General features: G+C 58.3%; 19 protein-coding genes. 6 read left to right on the top strand and 13 right to left on the bottom strand.

Annotated features, from left to right (window positions below):
• Position 1: 1 nt before the first annotated feature.
• From FGO67_RS14890 to FGO67_RS14870, 5 genes are read right to left on the bottom strand one after another with little or no spacing between them, the layout of a single operon-like run.
• Positions 2–640, bottom strand: coding sequence for a class I SAM-dependent methyltransferase (locus tag FGO67_RS14890; RefSeq protein WP_203301468.1), 639 nt, complete (start codon positions 638–640; stop codon positions 2–4).
• Positions 637–1,638: a CobW family GTP-binding protein gene (locus FGO67_RS14885; protein ID WP_203301467.1), complete on the bottom strand. Its 1,002-nt coding sequence runs from the start codon at positions 1,636–1,638 to the stop codon at positions 637–639. Before FGO67_RS14885 ends, FGO67_RS14890 begins: the two co-directional genes overlap by 4 nt.
• A 16-nt stretch (positions 1,639–1,654) precedes the next feature.
• Positions 1,655–2,461: an ABC transporter permease gene (locus tag FGO67_RS14880; RefSeq protein ID WP_203301466.1), complete on the bottom strand. Its 807-nt coding sequence runs from the start codon at positions 2,459–2,461 to the stop codon at positions 1,655–1,657.
• Complete coding sequence (locus FGO67_RS14875) at positions 2,448–3,053, bottom strand: ATP-binding cassette domain-containing protein (RefSeq protein WP_203301465.1); 606 nt, start codon at positions 3,051–3,053, stop codon at positions 2,448–2,450. Before FGO67_RS14875 ends, FGO67_RS14880 begins: the two co-directional genes overlap by 14 nt.
• A gap of 10 nt (positions 3,054–3,063) precedes the next feature.
• Entirely contained in the window at positions 3,064–3,831 is a 768-nt protein-coding gene (locus FGO67_RS14870; RefSeq protein ID WP_203301464.1) for a transporter substrate-binding domain-containing protein, read from the bottom strand.
• A 138-nt stretch (positions 3,832–3,969) separates the two neighbouring features.
• On the opposite strand from FGO67_RS14870, the gene rluF reads away from it, so the two are divergent.
• On the top strand, positions 3,970–4,986 hold the full coding sequence (gene rluF / locus FGO67_RS14865; protein WP_203301463.1) for a 23S rRNA pseudouridine(2604) synthase RluF: 1,017 nt from the start codon (positions 3,970–3,972) through the stop codon (positions 4,984–4,986).
• A 15-nt stretch (positions 4,987–5,001) separates the two neighbouring features.
• On the opposite strand, the gene FGO67_RS14860 is transcribed toward rluF, so the two are convergent.
• The 6 genes from FGO67_RS14860 to FGO67_RS14835 form a co-directional block, all read right to left on the bottom strand.
• Positions 5,002–6,570 (bottom strand): bifunctional GNAT family N-acetyltransferase/carbon-nitrogen hydrolase family protein, encoded by a 1,569-nt coding sequence (locus FGO67_RS14860; protein ID WP_203301462.1) that lies wholly within the window; start codon positions 6,568–6,570, stop codon positions 5,002–5,004.
• Between the two features lie 58 nt (positions 6,571–6,628).
• Positions 6,629–7,171 (bottom strand): RNA 2',3'-cyclic phosphodiesterase, encoded by a 543-nt coding sequence (gene thpR, locus FGO67_RS14855; RefSeq protein WP_203301461.1) that lies wholly within the window; start codon positions 7,169–7,171, stop codon positions 6,629–6,631.
• Between the two features lie 5 nt (positions 7,172–7,176).
• Positions 7,177–7,935, bottom strand: coding sequence for an SDR family oxidoreductase (locus FGO67_RS14850; protein ID WP_203301460.1), 759 nt, complete (start codon positions 7,933–7,935; stop codon positions 7,177–7,179).
• Positions 7,936–7,994: 59 nt separating this feature from the next.
• Complete coding sequence (locus FGO67_RS14845; RefSeq protein ID WP_203301459.1) at positions 7,995–8,423, bottom strand: organic hydroperoxide resistance protein; 429 nt, start codon at positions 8,421–8,423, stop codon at positions 7,995–7,997.
• Positions 8,424–8,456: 33 nt separating this feature from the next.
• Positions 8,457–9,161: an SDR family oxidoreductase gene (locus tag FGO67_RS14840; protein ID WP_203301458.1), complete on the bottom strand. Its 705-nt coding sequence runs from the start codon at positions 9,159–9,161 to the stop codon at positions 8,457–8,459.
• Between the two features lie 87 nt (positions 9,162–9,248).
• The gene (locus tag FGO67_RS14835) at positions 9,249–9,566 is read right to left on the bottom strand and encodes a putative signal transducing protein (protein WP_203301457.1); all 318 of its coding nucleotides are present in this window, start codon (positions 9,564–9,566) and stop codon (positions 9,249–9,251) included.
• A 109-nt stretch (positions 9,567–9,675) separates the two neighbouring features.
• Between FGO67_RS14835 and FGO67_RS14830 the strand changes: the two genes are divergently transcribed.
• Complete coding sequence (locus tag FGO67_RS14830; RefSeq protein WP_203301456.1) at positions 9,676–10,761, top strand: alpha/beta hydrolase; 1,086 nt, start codon at positions 9,676–9,678, stop codon at positions 10,759–10,761.
• Here FGO67_RS14830 and arfB read toward each other — a convergent pair.
• Positions 10,752–11,165 (bottom strand): alternative ribosome rescue aminoacyl-tRNA hydrolase ArfB, encoded by a 414-nt coding sequence (gene arfB, locus FGO67_RS14825; RefSeq protein ID WP_138440698.1) that lies wholly within the window; start codon positions 11,163–11,165, stop codon positions 10,752–10,754. The genes FGO67_RS14830 and arfB overlap by 10 nt on opposite strands.
• A gap of 71 nt (positions 11,166–11,236) precedes the next feature.
• Here arfB and FGO67_RS14820 point away from each other — a divergent pair, with 71 nt between their 5' ends.
• Together FGO67_RS14820 and FGO67_RS14815 are read left to right on the top strand one after the other, a co-directional pair.
• Positions 11,237–11,905, top strand: a complete 669-nt coding sequence (locus tag FGO67_RS14820) for an SOS response-associated peptidase (RefSeq protein WP_203301455.1) — start codon at positions 11,237–11,239, stop codon at positions 11,903–11,905.
• A 124-nt stretch (positions 11,906–12,029) separates the two neighbouring features.
• Entirely contained in the window at positions 12,030–12,743 is a 714-nt protein-coding gene (locus FGO67_RS14815; RefSeq protein WP_203301454.1) for a Crp/Fnr family transcriptional regulator, read from the top strand.
• Positions 12,744–12,755: 12 nt separating this feature from the next.
• Here FGO67_RS14815 and FGO67_RS14810 read toward each other — a convergent pair whose 3' ends face one another.
• Positions 12,756–14,021 carry a diguanylate cyclase domain-containing protein gene (locus tag FGO67_RS14810; protein WP_275297955.1) on the bottom strand — a complete coding sequence of 422 codons (1,266 nt, stop codon included), beginning with the start codon at positions 14,019–14,021 and terminating at the stop codon, positions 12,756–12,758.
• Positions 14,022–14,313: 292 nt separating this feature from the next.
• Between FGO67_RS14810 and FGO67_RS14805 the strand changes: the two genes are divergently transcribed.
• Both FGO67_RS14805 and FGO67_RS14800 read left to right on the top strand, forming a co-directional pair.
• Positions 14,314–14,928: a PAS domain S-box protein gene (locus FGO67_RS14805; protein WP_203301452.1), complete on the top strand. Its 615-nt coding sequence runs from the start codon at positions 14,314–14,316 to the stop codon at positions 14,926–14,928.
• Complete coding sequence (locus FGO67_RS14800) at positions 14,928–17,447, top strand: chemotaxis protein CheB (protein WP_203301451.1); 2,520 nt, start codon at positions 14,928–14,930, stop codon at positions 17,445–17,447. Before FGO67_RS14805 ends, FGO67_RS14800 begins: the two co-directional genes overlap by 1 nt.
• Positions 17,448–17,495 lie beyond the last annotated feature (48 nt).

The following is a 17,495-nucleotide window of genomic DNA, read 5'->3' as shown; positions in this document are numbered from 1 at the left end:
CCTAGCGAGGCTTTCGGAACAAAGCCACATCCTTTCTCGGCACCACCAACTCCCACCCAAGCTGATCAGCGATGACCGCCAGCGTGTGCTCCCGGTAGAACACCACATGGGTGGGGTCGCGCCGGTAATGCCAGTTGGCAAAGCGGGCGTCGTCGGTCTGGAAGCAGGTCATAACACCCAGCCAGCCACCGGGCTTTAGCAGGCCATTTATCTGACGGAAAACCTGCGCCGGCTGATGCAGATGCTCTACCACCTCCGTGCAGGTCAGGAAATCGTACTGACGCTCCAGCGCCTCGGCCGCGTTATGAAAGAAAGGATCGTACAGACTCATTGCCATGCCCGCTTCGGTGAGCATTCCGGCCAGCGCAGGCCCCGGCCCGCAACCGAAATCCAGACCGGCCATTCCCGGCTCCAGACGTTCCAGCAGCGGTTCGGTCAGTTTGCTCAGGAATTTCCGATAGCCCGGATCCTCGGCCTCATTTTCGTGGAAATCGTAGATCGCCCGTTCCTCAGAGGCTGACAACCGACAGGCTGGCGCCAGCACAGTAGCCTCGCAGACCTGACAACGCAGGTATTGCTGGGCCTTGACCACCTGGAAGTCTTCCAGCAGGCCCCGCTCGCACACCGGGCATTCCGTCATGGTGCGGCAACACCCTCATCGGCTAGGCCGGCCGCCGCCTTCATAGCCTGATCCAGCTCGGCGTCCGTCAGTGCCTCTGGGCTGATGGCTTCCAGCCGGGATAGCTCGCGGGCATCGCTGTCTGACACCGACAACGAACCGTCAACCATGTTCAGGGTCCGCCAGCCCTCAATGCAATGAACCACGGCCTTGAACCGTTCGAAGCGGCTGTCCATCGCCAGTGCCATGAGCGATTGCTCGTCGAACCGGATCTCGGGATGAACGCGCCAGCCCAGACTGACATAGCCCTGCCCCTCGTTTCTGGCCAGCTGCCACGGCTGCTCCGTAATATCCGGCGCAGGCGCCACCGTCTTTGCATGATGGTGATCGTGGGCATGGGGTGTGCTGACGGCAGACAGGCTGGTTTCGCCATCCAACCACTCCGGGCGGAGCCGGCCATGCTGGGTCTTGAAGATAGCCTTCTTGGCCGGGGCCAGCTCAGCGGCCCAGCGATCAAAGCCTTCGATTTGATCCGGCGAGGCCACATCCGTTTTATTGGCCACCAGAATATCCGCAGCCGCCACCTGGTCACGGAACTGAACATTCTCCAGCACCCGGGCGTCTTCCAGCTTACGCGGATCCACCAGGGTGATGACCGGGCCCAGCGCTAACACGTCGGCGTAATGCTCGGCCGTCAGGGTTTCCAGGATTTTCGCCGGGTGACCAAGCCCGGTGGGCTCGATAATCAGGCGATCCGGCTTGGCCTTTTGGATCAACATATTCAGACCAATCTGCATAGGCAGACCGGCGACACAGCACATGCAGCCACCGGGCACTTCACGGATGAAGGCGCCCTCGGTCTGCAGCATGGCACCGTCTATGCCGACTTCACCAAACTCGTTCACGAGCACGGCCCAGACTTCACCCTCTGGTTTGGTTTTCAGCAAATCCAGTATGGCGGTGGTCTTGCCAACACCGAGGAAACCGAGAATCAGGTTGGTAGGAATCGGTTGTTTCATGGAAGGGTTTCTAACCTCATTGGTTCTTTTGGTGCACCAGACGATCCAGCCGCAGCCGCTCGCGATCATCAAACAGTCGGCGGCTACCCCATGATACCGCCATCAGGGTGCCGAACCCGGTGCCGACAGTGATCGTGAGCATCACCAGGATCTGGTATTTCACCGCAACGGCGGGTGGGCTGCCAGCGAGGATCTGGCCCGTCATCATGCCGGGCAGGCTGACAATGCCTGCTGCGGCCATGGCGTTGATGGAGGGCATCATACCGCTGCGCATGGCGTGTCGGCGAATATCTTCCAGAGCCTGGTTCCAGGGCTCCCCGAGCATCAGCCGGTTTTCGATGATGGAGCGCTGGCTCCAGACCGATTCATTGAGCCGATCGAGGCTCAGGGCAACGCCGGTCATGGTGTTGCCCAGCATCATGCCCAGCAGCGGGATGGCGTACTGTGGCGCGTACCAGGGCTGTGGCCCGATCACCACCACCAGGGCTAGCACCGTTACGGTGAACGAGGACACAAACATGGCACCGGTGCCAATACCGAACGCCCAAACGCCGCGCAGGCGTCGCTGCTGTCGCGCCATCACTTCGCGGCCGGCTACCAGCAGCATGACCAGCGCCAGCAAGGCAATCCAATAAAATTCCGAAGAGGCAAACAGGGCTTCCAGCACCAGCCCGATAAGCGCCAGCTGGATAACGGTCCGGCTGGCAGCGACCAGCAGGCTGCGGCCAATACCCAACCGGGTCGCCAGGCTTACGCCGGCCAATGCCAGAACCAGCAGGGCCGTCAGCGCCAGTTTCCACCAGGCGAGATCAATGACTTCCATGCACGGGCTCCAGTGTGTTGCCCTGGATGCGGTAATGCCGACTAGCGACCCGCTCGATCTGGCCGATGTCGTGGCCGATCCAGATCACGATCAGATCCCGGGTTCGGATTTCCTCCAGCAGCCAGTTTTCGACCTGACGGGTCATGTCCTCATCCAGATTTGCCGTTGGCTCATCCAGCAGCAGAACCCGTGGCTGACGTGCCAGCGCGCGCACAAGGGCGAGCCGCTGACGCTCGCCCGATGATAACCGGCTGACGGTCCAGTCCATTGTCTCCGGGGGCAATCCTAATGCACTGGGCAGCTTACGCTGCTCGGGCTCAAAGTGGGCGCCCACGTCTTCGTGCCACCACTGGCTGTCGGAGGGGACCATCATCACCTGTCGGCGCCAGCGATGGCCGGGTACCGATCCCTGCTGCATCGCGTCCAGCACCACAGTGCCCTGATGAGGGTCGAGATCGGCGACGGCCCGCAATAAACGACTCTTGCCGGAACCGGATGGTCCGGAGACACAGACAATCTCGCCGCCGTGGAGGGACAGGTTCACGCCTTCCAGCGCACCTACCGCAATGTTGTCGAGTGTTAATGTTGTCACTGCTATCCCGTCAGAGCCCGCTTGATGGCAGTTCGGTAATAAGGTTGGCCTGCTTGTAACGCTCCAAGGCTTTGGAGAACTCAATAACAAAAGCCTCCGACACATCCAAACTGAACGCCAGATAAACAGGGCCACTGCTTATTGGAACATCAGACACAACGATATCCTCGCTCATGCCCAGCCTCTTCGCTTCAGCCATCACCACATAGTGATTCGACAACATGGCATCAATGCGCCCGAGCATGAGCATTTGCAGCCCGGAATCAATACCAGGCATGGCGACTCGCTCAAAATTTTTGGCATCTTGAATAGCGCCGTAATAGCTGTAGCCGGGCGAAATGCCGACCTGCAACCCGGTCAGTGACTCCGGGCCGGTGTATACCACGTAACGGTTTTTTCGGGACACCACCACAGTCTCACTGAGCAGAAGAGCTTCTTTGGGATAGCGGAGCTGGGCGGCCCGCTCTTCAGTGAAGCCGATACCCACGATGCCGTCCCGCTCACCGGTAAGCACCATACGCAGAGCCCGCTTCCAGGGAACGAACTCCAGTGTCACCTCATAGCCCAGACTGGTCAGCACATCCCGGGAGATTTCCCATAGGATGCCCTTCGGGCCAGCATCGGTGTTGTCGATGAGCGACGGCCACTCTTCCGTGACCAGGCGCAGACGTTCAGCGGACGCAAAAGACGTCGCTGTCAGCGCGATCAACAGCAGAATGAAGAGCGGCAGACGCCGAAGGCTAGCGGAGAAAAGTACAAAAATACGTTCGACAAACACGGACTGTGCTCACCCGCCGGTTGGTATAGTTCGGAGCCCAAATCATCGCAGACCCAGGCAAGAACTGCCAGCACGGAGGCTGTCAGCCCGCTATCCCCCTGTTATTATGGGCGCACTCATTCACCAAACGGACCCCTGATGACCAACACCGCCTCCACCCGTCTGAATAAATACATCAGCGAAAGCGGACTCTGCTCGCGTCGGGAGGCCGACCGTTACATTGAACAGGGCAACGTGTTCATCAACGGCAAACGGGCCACCGTGGGCGATCAGGTATCGCCAACCGATACGGTGAAGGTGAACGGCCAGGTGATTGAACCCCGGGCTGAAGAAGATCTGGTGTTTATCGCGGTGAACAAACCTGTGGGCGTGGTGAGCACCACCGACGACGCCGAACGACACAACATCCAGCGCTTTGTCGGCCACAGCGCACGCATCTTCCCCATTGGGCGGCTGGACAAGGATTCCCAGGGCCTGATCTTCATGACCAGCAACGGCGACCTGGTGAACAAAATCCTGCGTGCCGGCAACAACCATGAAAAGGAATATCTGGTTACCGTCGACCGCCCGATCAACCGGGAGTTTGTGGAGGGCATGGCCAATGGCGTGCCGATTCTCGGAACGGTTACCAAGAAATGTAAGGTGCAGCAGGAATCCCGTTTCGTCTTCCGCATTACTCTGGTGCAGGGGCTGAACCGGCAGATTCGCAGGATGTGTGAACACTTCGGTTACGAGGTCACCAAGCTGGAGCGCGTGCGCATCATGAACGTCAGCCTGGGCGGCCTGCCCGTGGGCCAGTGGCGCGACCTCACCGACAAGGAACTGGCGGTGCTGTTCGATGCCATCAAGAATTCCTCGTCCGAAGCACCGGCCGGTGCCCGGAAACAGACCCGAAGCCAGCCTGGCAAACATGCTGGCAAGAACAAGCCCGCCGGTTCGGCGCCCGGCAAACGCCCGGGTGGCAAGCCTCGCAAACCTGGCGCAGGCCCCAAGACCTCCGGCAAACCGCCCGGAAAACCATCAGGGAAACCCGGTGGCAAACCGACCGGCAAGCCGCCTGGCAAGCCTTCGGGCAAACCAGCTGGCCGTCCCGGAGCTTCAGCCCCCGGGCGGAACAAACCGAAAAAACAGCGCCAGCGCAGCACCAAACGCTAGCCGCACCGGCCCGAGCTATTCACCCCGCCAGTTCACACTGTAGAGATCGTGCCGGCGATCCTGCAGATTCTTCACCGTGCCGCTGTTGCGCGCAGTGAGCAGCACTTCCGGCCTCAGATCGGCGAACGCCACGGTTTCCACATTCGGCTCGGTATCGGCGGCAATGCCGTCCCGGGCAAATGGGAAATCACAGGGTGTAAGAATACAGCTCTGGCCATACTGTATTTCCATATTTGGCACATTGGGCAGGTTGCCAACGTTGCCCGACAGCACCACATAGACCTGGTTTTCCACCGCCCGCGCCTGGCAGCAATACCGGACCCGCAGATAGCTTTGGCGCTCGTCCGTGCAGAAGGGTACGAACACAATCTGGACGCCTTGATCCACCAGGTGACGGGTCAGCTCCGGGAACTCTGCGTCGTAACAGATGAGCACGCCAATGGGGCCGCAGTCGGTCTCGATGGCGCTCACCCGATTGCCACCTCGCACATTCCACCAATAGGCCTCGTTCGGGGTCGGGTGAATCTTGGGCTGGGTAAAGACCTGGCCATCCCGCAGGCACACGAACGCGGTGTTATGCACGGTGCCGTCTTCTTCCCGCACAGGCGTGGAGCCGGCAATGATGTTTATGTTGTATCTGAGCGCCAGATCCCGCATCAGGTCGCGGAACCGGCCAGCATAGTGAGTCACCGCTGCAAACGCGTCGGCCGCGCTGCCCTCCCTCCGCTCTATCGAGAGCAACTGTAGCGTGAACAGCTCCGGAAACACCACGAAGTCGCCTTTGTAAGTGGACACTACATCGACAAAATAGCGGACGATGTCGCTGAATTCATCGAACGACGCCACCGGGCGCTGCTGATACTGCACGGTACCCACGCGCACCGTGTCCGGCATGCGCTTGCCATAACGCTTGGCTTTTGCTTCTGGTCCCGCCTGGGGCACTTTGGGGTTGCGCCAGATCAGATGAACGCCGTAGCCCATAGAATCGTGATCGGTATCCAGATAATTAGGAATGACACCGTGGACCTCGAAGCCGTTATGGAGCTGGAACGAGAGCACGGGATCCGACTGCTCCTTGGACTTCACGGCCTCAATATAGGCTTGCACCGATTCGTACTTTTTCAGCCGCTTGCGCAAGGTCGGCAGGCGCCCGGCAAACACCACGCCCTGCAAGCCAAGCCGCTGGCAAAGCTGCTTGCGCTCGTTGTAAAGGCGCTCACCGATCCGGTAGCCGCGACATTCCGGGTCCACGCACACTTCCATCCCGTAGAGCCAGTCGCCCTCCGGATCGTGGCGGGAGGCGTAGCCATTGCCGGTGATGGAGGTCCAGTCGTGGGGTGCCAGGGCAATGTCACCGGCAATCCGGAAGGTGGCGCAATAGCCCACCACCGTGTCCCCAAGCATGGCCACGAACTGACCATCGGGGAAGGTATTGATCTGGCCGGTCAGTGGCCCCCTGGAGTAGCCGTACATGTCAGTGCCTGCGTAGACACGGCGGCTCAAGGCGATAATGCCCGAAAGGTCAGACAGAGACGCATTGCGCACGAACAGGCGCTGATTGGGATCCGAAAACGGAGGACACATAAACACCTCGAAGAAGGCGCAGAAGTACCTTCATCTTTGGTGAGGCCAGTCAGTTTCGTCAAGGAGATTCGGTGAGGGGGAAACGTTCGACTACAGTGTAATCCGAGCCCCTGGCGCCCTGGGTGCTTCGCAGCAGGACAAAGTCCCGCACGGGAACGGCGCCAAAATCGTCCTGACCATGCTCGGCCAGCAGCGACTGCACCGAACCTGGCTTTTTTTTGAAGCGTGCCAAGGTGATGTGCGGCCTGAACGGTCGCTTTTCGAACGAGAACCCGAGATGAGCCAGGCACTGTTTAAGCGTTGCCTGCAAGGCTATCAGGGGTGCCTCGGGAGTCACTCCCGCCCAGAGGTTTCGAGGTGTTTCCGGTTGGCCAAAACAACCCAATCCGCGCACGTCCAGATCAAACCTCGGCAACGACAGATCCCGCAGAGCCAGACTGATGTCTGGCACCGTCTCTAGCGACACATTGCCAAGGAATAGCAGCGTCAGGTGCAGCTGCGAATCGCTCTGCCAGCGGGCACCGACCACCGGCGCCTTGATGCGCAGTAGCGCCTGCCGCACCGGCTCTGACATCTCCAGGGCAAAAAACAGACGCTGCATGCGCGCTAATCCTCGTAGATCATTTTGCGAACCATGCCGCCGTCGGCCACAACGTTCTGCCCCGTAATGAAGCCGGCTTTGGGCGAGATCAGGTAGTCCACGAGTGCTGCAATATCGTTGGGCATACCCACACGACCGGCCGGGTGCTGGCTATGGTCATCCTGAGTCAGCGGTGGTACGCCCTCGGAGCTGCCCTGGTGTGCGCGGGTGTCGATCCAGCCCGGGCTGACACAATTCACCCGGATTTCCGGGCCAAGGCTGATAGCCAGCGCGTGGGTCAGCGCGACAATGCCGCCTTTAGTGGCGGCGTAGGCTTCGGTGTCCGGTTCGGATTGCTGGGCGCGGGTCGAGGCCATGTTGACGATGGCACCGCGGCTCTTTCTGAGATGGGGTACGGCGTGTTTGGTGACCAGAAAGGGGCCGGTCAGGTTTACATCGAGGCGGCGCTGCCAGTCTTCCAGGCTCAGGTTTTCGATGGGCCCAGTCTCCGGGTTGGCAATCCCGGCATTGTTGATGACGGCGTCCAGCCGACCACCCCACTCTAGGGTTGCTTGCAGCAGGCGTTCAACATCAGATTCTTCGGCAACATCGGCCGGGACAAACTTCAGTTGGCCGGGAGCGTCTTTCGCCAGTTGCTCGCCAACCTGGGTGTCGGTGTCGCAAAACACCACACGCCAACCGTGCTGGGCCAGGTATTGGACAATGCCGCGACCTATGCCTTTAGCGCCACCGGTTACCAGCGCAACTTGCTCAGATTCGTTCATGTGGCCTCCTGAAACGCGGACTGCCGGGGTTTCCCGGCAGCCACAGACACTCATTCAATTTAGTCGACGCGCTTGAGCGTAACGTCGATGTTGCCACGGGTAGCGTTGGAGTACGGGCACACTTTATGAGCTTCATCAATCAGCTGCTTGGCCTGGGCGTCGTCCATGCCCGGCAGGCTGATGCGCAGTTCGACTTCAATGCCAAAACCGCCGGGAATCTGGCCGATGCCTACAACACCCTCGATGGAGGCATCGTCCGGCATTGCCAACTTGTCGCGGCCCGCCACAAACTTCATGGCACCGATAAAGCAGGCCGAATACCCAGCGGCGAACAGCTGCTCCGGGTTGGTGCCCTTGCCGCCAGCTCCGCCCAATTCCTTCGGGGTGGTCAGCTCTACGTCCAGCACGCCGTCGGAGGAGATGGCGCGGCCATCACGGCCACCAGTGGCTTCTGCCGAGGCGCGATACACTACTTCTTCAATGGACATAACACTCTCCTTGCTCTTCGTTGATGGTAATGGTTATTTCTCAGCCGGAGTCGGCCGCACCAGAATTTCGTTCACATCCACATGGGCCGGCTGCGAGACCGCGTACATCACCGCGTTGGCCACATCTTCAGGCTTCAGGGCATGTTCCGGTTGCTCGTCGAAGAATGGCGTATCAACCATGCCGGGCTCAATCAGCGTAACCCGAATCCCCGAGCCTCGAAGTTCCTCGCGCACACCGTAGCCGATGGCGGACACCGCCCACTTGGTGGCGCTGTACATGGATCCGGGAATGGTCACCCTGCCAGCCGCCGAACCGGTCAGCAACAGCTGGCCCTTACTTTCCCGGAGCGCTGGCAGGCAATGCTGCACCGTGAGGCCCACACCGTAGATATTGGTCAGGATCATATCTTTCCAGACTTCGGGATCGGCCTTGCTGAAGCCTCCAGGCTCACCACCGCGACCGGCATTGGCAAACACCGCATCGATCTGGCCGAACGTCGCCAGCGCCGCATCCACCATGGCTTTCTGATCGTCGCTACTCTGGACATCGCACTGGACCGTCAGCACCTGATCGGCGCCGCCCAAGTCCTTGCCCAATTCCTCAGCCAGTGAACTGAGCTTCGCTTCAGACCGCGCCGCCAGCACCAGCCGATAACCCTGCTTGGCAGCGGCCCGTGCCGTGGCGGCACCAATACCCGAGGACGCGCCTGTAATGAGCATAACTGGCTGATGGGCCATAAACTTTTCTCCTTTTGATGAACGTGTTGAAGAGACTACGGCCGCATGGGCGCGACCGATCAGTGCTGCAGCAAAGACAGGGCGGGATCAGTAGGCGTTGATCAGAAAAACCGCAACGACGGCGAGCGCCAGCAGAAACCAGCGGGCGTAGAAATCCGGTTTGTCGTCACCGTCATCGGACGCCACGGCGGCGTGCCCGCCCGATTCGTATTCCCGCACCAGCTCCCGGGCGCGATACAGGTCATCGTCATCGACATGAACATTGCTGAAGCCAGCAGCGCCGATTTCACCCATGGCTCCCTGCAGGTAATGTCCGCCCACATGAGCCTCAATACCGTTAGCATTGAGGTATCCCGCAACAATATGGGCTTCGGTGATGTCTCTGGCCCGGTAAGCTATTTGCATCGCCCTGCTCCTTCTGTGATCTTTGAGGGCAGCACCCGCCCTGAACAGCGGGTATTATTTGAAGGATAGTTCGCCCCCGCGCACGGGGCCAATCTGAGACGGACCGCCCATGCTCTGGTTTTTCCTGGCCATCATAGTTCTCTTCATCATCACGACCCTGATTCTGTTCAGGGTTGAAGACCTGTCGCACCTCGACTTGCACGATCACCCGATTCGGGAGGGCTCTCCAAGCGATGCCCACCATGAGGTCCTTGGCAGGATCCGTGAACTTGGACAAAGTTCCCGGGGACTTAGAGGCAAGGCCCGCCTGGCCGCCTTGCGCAAACATATGGATGGGCTCAGTGAAGGGCTGGACCTCAAGGCCGAATTCCGGGCTAATGAGGAACCTAGGGGCGAATGGGTAATGGCATCCGGCGCCGATCCCCGTCGCCGGATCCTGTACATTCATGGCGGCGCGTGGGCAGCGGGTAGCCCGAAAAGCCACCGGGGCATAACCGACCGATTGTCTCACCTGGCCAACGCAGCCGTGTTCGCGGTGGATTATCGGCTGATGCCAGAAAACCGCTACATGGATGGCGTGCGCGATTGCCGGAAAGCCTACACCTGGCTGCTAGAACATGGACCGGACGGCCCCGAAGACGCCTCATTCATGGTGGTGGCCGGGGATTCCGCCGGCGGCAGTCATACCCTCGGTTTGCTGGCCTGGATTCGCGACAACGGACTGCCCCAGGCCGATGCGGCCGTGGCGCTGTCGCCGTCCACCGACCTGACCCTTACCGCGCCCAGCAATCGTGACAACATTGGCACCGACCCACTGCTGGGGCCGGCCTTTGGTGGCCTGTCACGGATTCCGCTGCCCGTGATCTGGTGGGCTACCCTGGCGGCATTCCGGGTGTCTCCAGCCAGCGCGGTAGCGTCTCCGGTACGGGGGGATCTGCGCAACCTGCCGCCGACACTGATTCACGCCAGCGACAGCGAAATGCTACTGGACAATGCCCGGCGCTACACCGCCAAGGCCCAGGCCGAAGGCTCACCGGTGGAACTGCATACCTGGCCCGGCATGGTCCACGTCTGGCACATCTTTATATCCTTGCTGCCAGAAGCGGACGAAGCCTTCGAGGACATCGCGGAATTTTTACAGAAGGTAGAGGCCGGTCGAACCGCCGCCCAAACCACTCAGACGGCTCAAACCTGAACTTTGCCGCGCAAAGACTTGGTTTTGCCTTTCTGGGTTTTGCGGTCGACCCGTTTGCGCTGCGCTGAACGGGAAGGCTTGGTAGGACGACGCGCCTTGACCGGTTTCACCGCCTCGAGGATCAGGTCTTTTAGCCTTTTCAGGGCGTCTTCCTTGTTGAGCTCGAGAGTTCGGAAGGACTGTGCTTTGATAATGAGGATACCGTCCTTGCTGATGCGCTGGTCATTCAGCGACATCAGCCGTTCCTTGTAGAACGGCGGCAGGCTGGAGTGCAGAATATCAAACCTCAGGTGAACGGCAGACGCGACTTTATTCACGTTCTGACCGCCGGCCCCCTGGGCACGGATCTGGGTGATATCGATCTCCCAGTCAGCAATTTCAACAGCATTAGACAGTTTCAGCATGGGCCAAGGATAACAAATCCCGAACCATAAGGCCCCGCCCGTAAATCGGCCTCGAACAGGGTAATTCCCATATGTGCGGACGATTCACCTACTACACACCACCCAACATTCTTGCGCAACGGTACTTCCCAGCGGGGCTGGAGGTGTATGGCCAGTTCGAGCCCAGCTACAACATTACCCCAGGGGTCGGCATTCCCATGATCCGCTCAAGCCTCAATGGTACACAGATGCTAGCCCACTCTCACTGGGGCTTCCGCCCGGCCTGGGCCGGCGAAAAAGCCCCCGTACCGATCAATGCCCGAGCGGAGACTGTGGCCACATCCAGTTTCTTTCGAGAGGCCTTCGAACATCGTCGCTGCCTGATCCCTGCCAACGGCTGGTACGAGTGGGTGCCCACCATTGACGGCAAGGAACCCCACTACATGACAGCCATCGACCCGGAACAAACTCCTGTGCTGTTTTTCGCGGGCATCTGGACACCGATGGAAGGCGATGAAACCACAGCCTGCGCCATCATTACTGAACCGGCTAGTGAATCACTTAAGCATATTCACGATAGGCAACCGGTAGTGCTTGATCCCGTCTGCCTTCAGGACTGGCTAGATCCGTCGCTACGCAGCCCGGCTGACATTCGGAGCGTCACCAAGCGATTGCCAATGGTACAGCTCGAAGAATACCGGGTGGCGGCCACGGTCAATTCGCCGCGAAACAACACCCCCGACCTCATCCGCAGAGTGTAAGGTGATCATTTTTCAGTATCCCCCTTCCCCTCGTATGCTAAATTGAATCCTCTGCTCTGAAGTTGTCGGTGTTGCCAAGGCAGGGAGCGCGCTTACGATTGGCTAGGTCTCCACCGGGATTGTTATGACCAATGCACCTGACCCACTTCATAACCGGCTGCTCGCAGCTTTACCGGACAGCGCCAAGAAACGTATTTTTCCCCATCTCACGCTGGAGAAACTGTCCCTTGGCAAGGTTATCTATGAGTCCGGGCGCCCAGTCGATTACGTGTACTTCCCCACCGACTGCATCGTATCGCTGCTCTATGTGATGCTGAGCGGCGCCTCCGCAGAGATCTCCGTGGTCGGCAATGACGGCATCGTTGGGGTGATGGTATTTATGGGTGGGGAAACCACCCCGAGCCGCGCTGTCGTGCAGAGCGAGGGGTTTTGCTATCTGATGCCGGCCGCCCAGCTCAAGGAAGAGTTCAATGCCCATGCGGAGGTGCGCATCTTGATGTTGCGGTACACCCAGGCCCTGATTACCCAGATGTCGCAAACCGCCGTATGCAACCGGCACCATACGATCGATCAGCAACTGTGCCGCTGGCTATTGTTGTCGATGGACCGGCTGCCCGGAAATGAGCTCTGTATGACCCAGGAATTGATTGCCAACATGCTTGGTGTCCGACGCGAGGGGGTCACCGAAGCCGCTGGCAAACTGCAGAGGCTGGGCGTGATCAACTACCATCGCGGCCACATCACCGTTGTTGATCGCCCCAATCTGGAGCAACTCTGTTGCGAATGTTATGGCGTAGTGAAACGCGAGACCGACCGCCTGGAATCGGTTAATTTCTAATCATAACTCGGATCAGGAGCGAATCGTCGATTCCGGTGAGAGCGGCAGGAAAAGCCTTTTATTATAAGCCTTGCACTCATACATCGCCGTATCCGCGCAATGCAATAACGCATCTACCGTATCGCCATCCTCCGGATAAATGCTAACCCCGGTACTGATCCGCAGATGAATATTCTCGCCCTTCACGTCCATGGGTTTAACCGCAGCTTCTCGCAGCTTATCCGCCACCTCAAAAGCATCACCTGCTTCCGCGATTTCACTCAACAAAACAACGAACTCATCGCCACCGTAGCGACAGAGCGTGTCCGCTGCTCGCAAACACCCCAGCAGCTTAACGGCGAGTGCCGCAAGAATAATGTCGCCGCATTCGTGGCCCAGCGCATCGTTGATGTCCTTAAAATTGTCCACATCGATGAACAGAATCGCCATTTGAGTTCGGTGCCTGCGCGCCAGCGCCAGCGACTGCTCAAAGTGTTCAGCAAACGCATGTCGATTGACCAGACCAGTCAGAGGATCATGCTGCGCCAAATGAGCCATTTTTGCAGTCGTCTCACGAGAGAGCCGGGCATCGTGAAACACGATCACCGCCCCGATAACAGCCCCACTCCGGTCATGAATGGGCGCCGCGGAATCTTCAATGGCCAGCTCCTCCCCGTCACGGGATATCAGCAAGGAATTAATTTCCAGGGCCACCGTGCTGTCCGATTCGATGGCTCTTTGCGCAGGGTCCACAACGGGTTTTCGGGTTACCGCATCGACCACCTGAAAAACGTCGGATAGTGGTTGGCCAATGGCCTCCTGCCGCCCCAAACCGGTGAGCGTTTCTGCCACCACATTCATGTAGGTGACTCGACCATCAATACCGGTACTCAGTACGGCATCACCAATCGAATCCAGGGTCACCTGGGCACGCTGCTGGTCTGCATAAAACCTATCTTCGGCAGCTTTTCGGACGGCTTCCTCTGCCTTGAACACACTGATGTCCTCAACGGAATGCACATAGCCCTGCCATTCATGGCCTTCACCCAGCGCTGCAACATTTCGTCTGATCCAGACCGAATCGCTGTTGACACCCTGAATTCGCGACTCACACAAATACGGCTGATGCGCCTGCAAAGCCGCCTCCCAGTGCTCAAGCACAGATTGGCGATCGTCGGGGTGAACCTGCGCACTCCAATGGGAACCAAGTAACGCTTCACCAGCCCAGCCTGATAGCTTCTGATAGGCCGCATTGCTGTACAGACATTTTCCGTCCAGATCGGTCACCAGAATCCCCATGGGCAAAGCGTCATTCACCGAGAAATCTGTCCGGTAACTTCCTTTGCGGAGCCAAGCCGTAGCCAGCGAGAAAAAATCGCGATAACCCAACATAGCGTTTACCTTTCTTGCCAGTGCACCCTGTCCACCCTCGCCAAGGGACCCCGTCTCTTTGGCAGACTAAGACAATCGATTGAGACAATCTGTACGCTAACGCACAGTGGGCGGGTTCGACGCTTGCCCTGCTATCCCTGTTTCACTACCTGGAGTACTATAAAGGAACTAAGGGATAACGATTGTCGGCGGAGGCCACATGCCACACCCCCAGGGTCATCACAAAGCCAAAATTCACGCCCGGTTGCGCCTCAGTGCCGAAACACTTCTCAAAGAAAATGCCCCCCCGTTGCACGGCGGTGGCGCACTTGGCATTGAGGCTCTGACAACGCTTTACCAAAAAGCGACAGACCCGGAAACCGCCGCTGATGCCCTCAAACTTCTCCACGAACTACAGACTCACCAGGTAGAGCTCGATATTCTTTACGACCAACTCATGGCGAACGAATATGAAGCCCGTGAAGAACTGGCTTATTATCGAATGCTGTTCGACTCAGCGCCCGTCGCGTATTTAATTGTTGCCAACGATGGCGAAATCATTGAGGGCAACCAGGCCGTCGGTGACTTATTTGCTCAGCCAGTGTCTGCCCTTACTGGCAAACTCGTACAGAACTTTTTAACAACCAGAAGCAGCAATCTTTTGATGAATCTGATTCACGGCCTACGGCAAGCAGAAACCAGCGAGAGCTGTCAGGCAGAATTGAAGAGCACCGGAAAGGACAGTTACCCGCTTGTGATCAAAGCCCGGCTTTCGGCTTCCGGAGACAGCGTCCAGCTGGTGTTGGTGCAAGATACACCATTTGAACGCCTGTAATGCGCATTGTAGGAATCGGGGCCTCCGCCGGAGGCCTGATCGCTCTGGAAGAGTTCTTTCGTAATACCCCTTCAGATTCTGGCGCCGCCTTCGTAGTTGTCCAGCACCTGAACCCCACCCAAAAAGCCTTGCTACCCGAACTCCTGCAGCGCAGCACGGATATGCCGGTCCAGGAAGCGCAACAGCGCATGATTATCCAGCCGGACTGCGTTTACGTAATTCCGCCAAACCGGGAGCTCCGAGTCGCAGATGGTGTTTTACAACTGTCCGAACCGACCAAACCCAGAGGGCTACGACTGCCGATCAACGTCTTGTTTTCGTCGCTGGCCAGCGCATACAACGACCAAGCCATTGCGGTTGTTCTCTCCGGCATGGGAACCGATGGCACTCTGGGCCTGCAGGCGATCAAAACCACGGGCGGACTGACCGCAGCGCAGGAGCCGGAAAGCGCTCAGTTCGACGCCATGCCAAAGAGTGCCATCGCAGCAGGGTGCGTCGATATTGTCACCTCGGCTAAAGCATTGCCCAGCCGCATACTGGATTATATCCATCGTATTGTTACGCCACAGACCGGGCGCGGGGGAGATTTGACCAAATCGATGAAATCGATCGAACCCATCATCCGCCTGCTCCAACAGGGCACACGGCATGACTTTTCACTCTATAAGCCCAGCACACTCCACCGTCGTATTGACCGCCGAATGGCCATTCACGGTCTTACGGAGCTGGCCGAGTACACCCACTATCTGGAGCAGAACAGCCAGGAAGTTCAGTTTTTGTTCAGAGAGCTGTTGATTGGTGTTACCCAGTTTTTCCGGGACACGAATGTGTGGACGTACCTGGCAGAGCATGCTGTACCAGACCTCCTAAAGCGCACCCCCGACGGCACCCAATTGCGCGCCTGGGTAGTAGGCTGCTCGACCGGGGAAGAGGCGTATTCTCTGGCCATGGTGTTTGCCGAGGCCACGCAGCACCTAAAACCCGGCCGGGATATCAGCCTGCAGATTTTTGCCTCAGACCTGAGCCCGGAAGCGATTGAGACGGCGCGGCGTGGCTGCTACCCGCTGACCATCGCTGGAGGCGTGTCCAAACGACGCCTGAGTCGTTTTTTCACCAAGCACAACAACCATTACCAGGTGACACAAGCAGTCCGGAACATGGTGTTGTTTGCCCAGCACAACGTCACCCTGGATCCTCCCTTCACCAAGCTGGACCTGATTGCATGCAGAAATTTGCTGATCTACTTCGACCCGATGCTTCAGCGCCGGCTGTTGCCGCTATTCCATTACAGCCTTCGCCCCAAGGGGCTCATGGTTCTGGGAAGTTCGGAAACTGTCGGCAGAATGAATCACCTGTTCACGACACTGAAAGCCAATCTGCGTATCTATCAGAAACAGGAACACGAAACCGCGAGCGGCTCGGGTATCCTGTTAGAGTCCTTTCCACCACTATCCACTCTTTCTAAGGAGGAGCCAGTGCCCGCCCCACATGTTCCACCTCAGGTAACCGACAATTTGCAGTCGGCGGCTGACCACCTTCTTCTGCAGGTGTATTCCCCAGCCGCCGTCGTCCTCAACAGCGACGCTGACATCCTCTACATCAGCGGCCGTACCGGTAAGTACCTGGAACCGGCTGCAGGCAAGGCTAACTGGAACATCCATGCGATGGCCCGGGAAGGCCTACGAGTTCCTCTGTTTGCCGCACTCAAGCAGGCTAGCGCTCAGCAGGAGCCGGTAGAACTGGCTGATCTTGAGGTGCAAACGGAAGCCGGCGTGCAGCATGTTGACGTAACCGTGCAGGCGTTTCAGGAGCCAGTCGCATTGAAAGACATGATTATGGTGGTTTTTCGCGACCGGCCAGCAGGCGATCAACTCCGTCATAAAGACAAGCGCCCATCAGCCAAGGTCAGTCGCGACGACGACACCCGTCAATATCAGTTGGAAATCAACCGGTTGACCGAAGAGGCTCGACTTTCACGAGAGGGGCTGCAGGCGACTAACGAGGAGTTGCAGTCGACGAATGAAGAGCTGCAGTCGGCAAATGAGGAATTAACAACCTCGAAAGAAGAAATGCAGTCGATGAACGAAGAACTGCAAACCATCAATGCCGAATTACAAACCAAGCTGGATGATCTGGCGTTGGCTCAGAGCGATATGCAAAATGTTCTCAACAGCATCGAAATTGCGGTTCTGTTTCTTGACCAACAGCTCAATGTTCGCCGCTACACAGCTCGTGCATCACGTATCTTCAGCCTACGCGACAGCGATATAGGCCGCCCACTCAGCGACCTGACCACCAGCCTCGACTATCCTCACCTCCAGGACGATGCCCGGGAAACCCTTTCAACGCTGAACGTCTCGGAGAAGCAGATCACAGCAGCGGATGACCATTGGTTTTCTGTGAGGATCATTCCCTATCGACGGCTGGACAATGTCATTGATGGCGTCGTCATAACCCTGGTTGATATCACTGAAACCAAAAAACTGGAATCCTCCCTACGATCGGAGACCCTTAAATAACCAAGCGCTCTGCGTACCAGCGCATTAAGAATGAATCGTAACCTGACA

The sequence above is a fragment of the Marinobacter sediminum genome (assembly GCF_016820575.1).
Classification (GTDB): domain Bacteria; phylum Pseudomonadota; class Gammaproteobacteria; order Pseudomonadales; family Oleiphilaceae; genus Marinobacter; species Marinobacter sediminum.
Note: the sequence above shows the minus strand (reverse complement) of the source record. Positions and strands in the feature narration are given on the sequence as shown.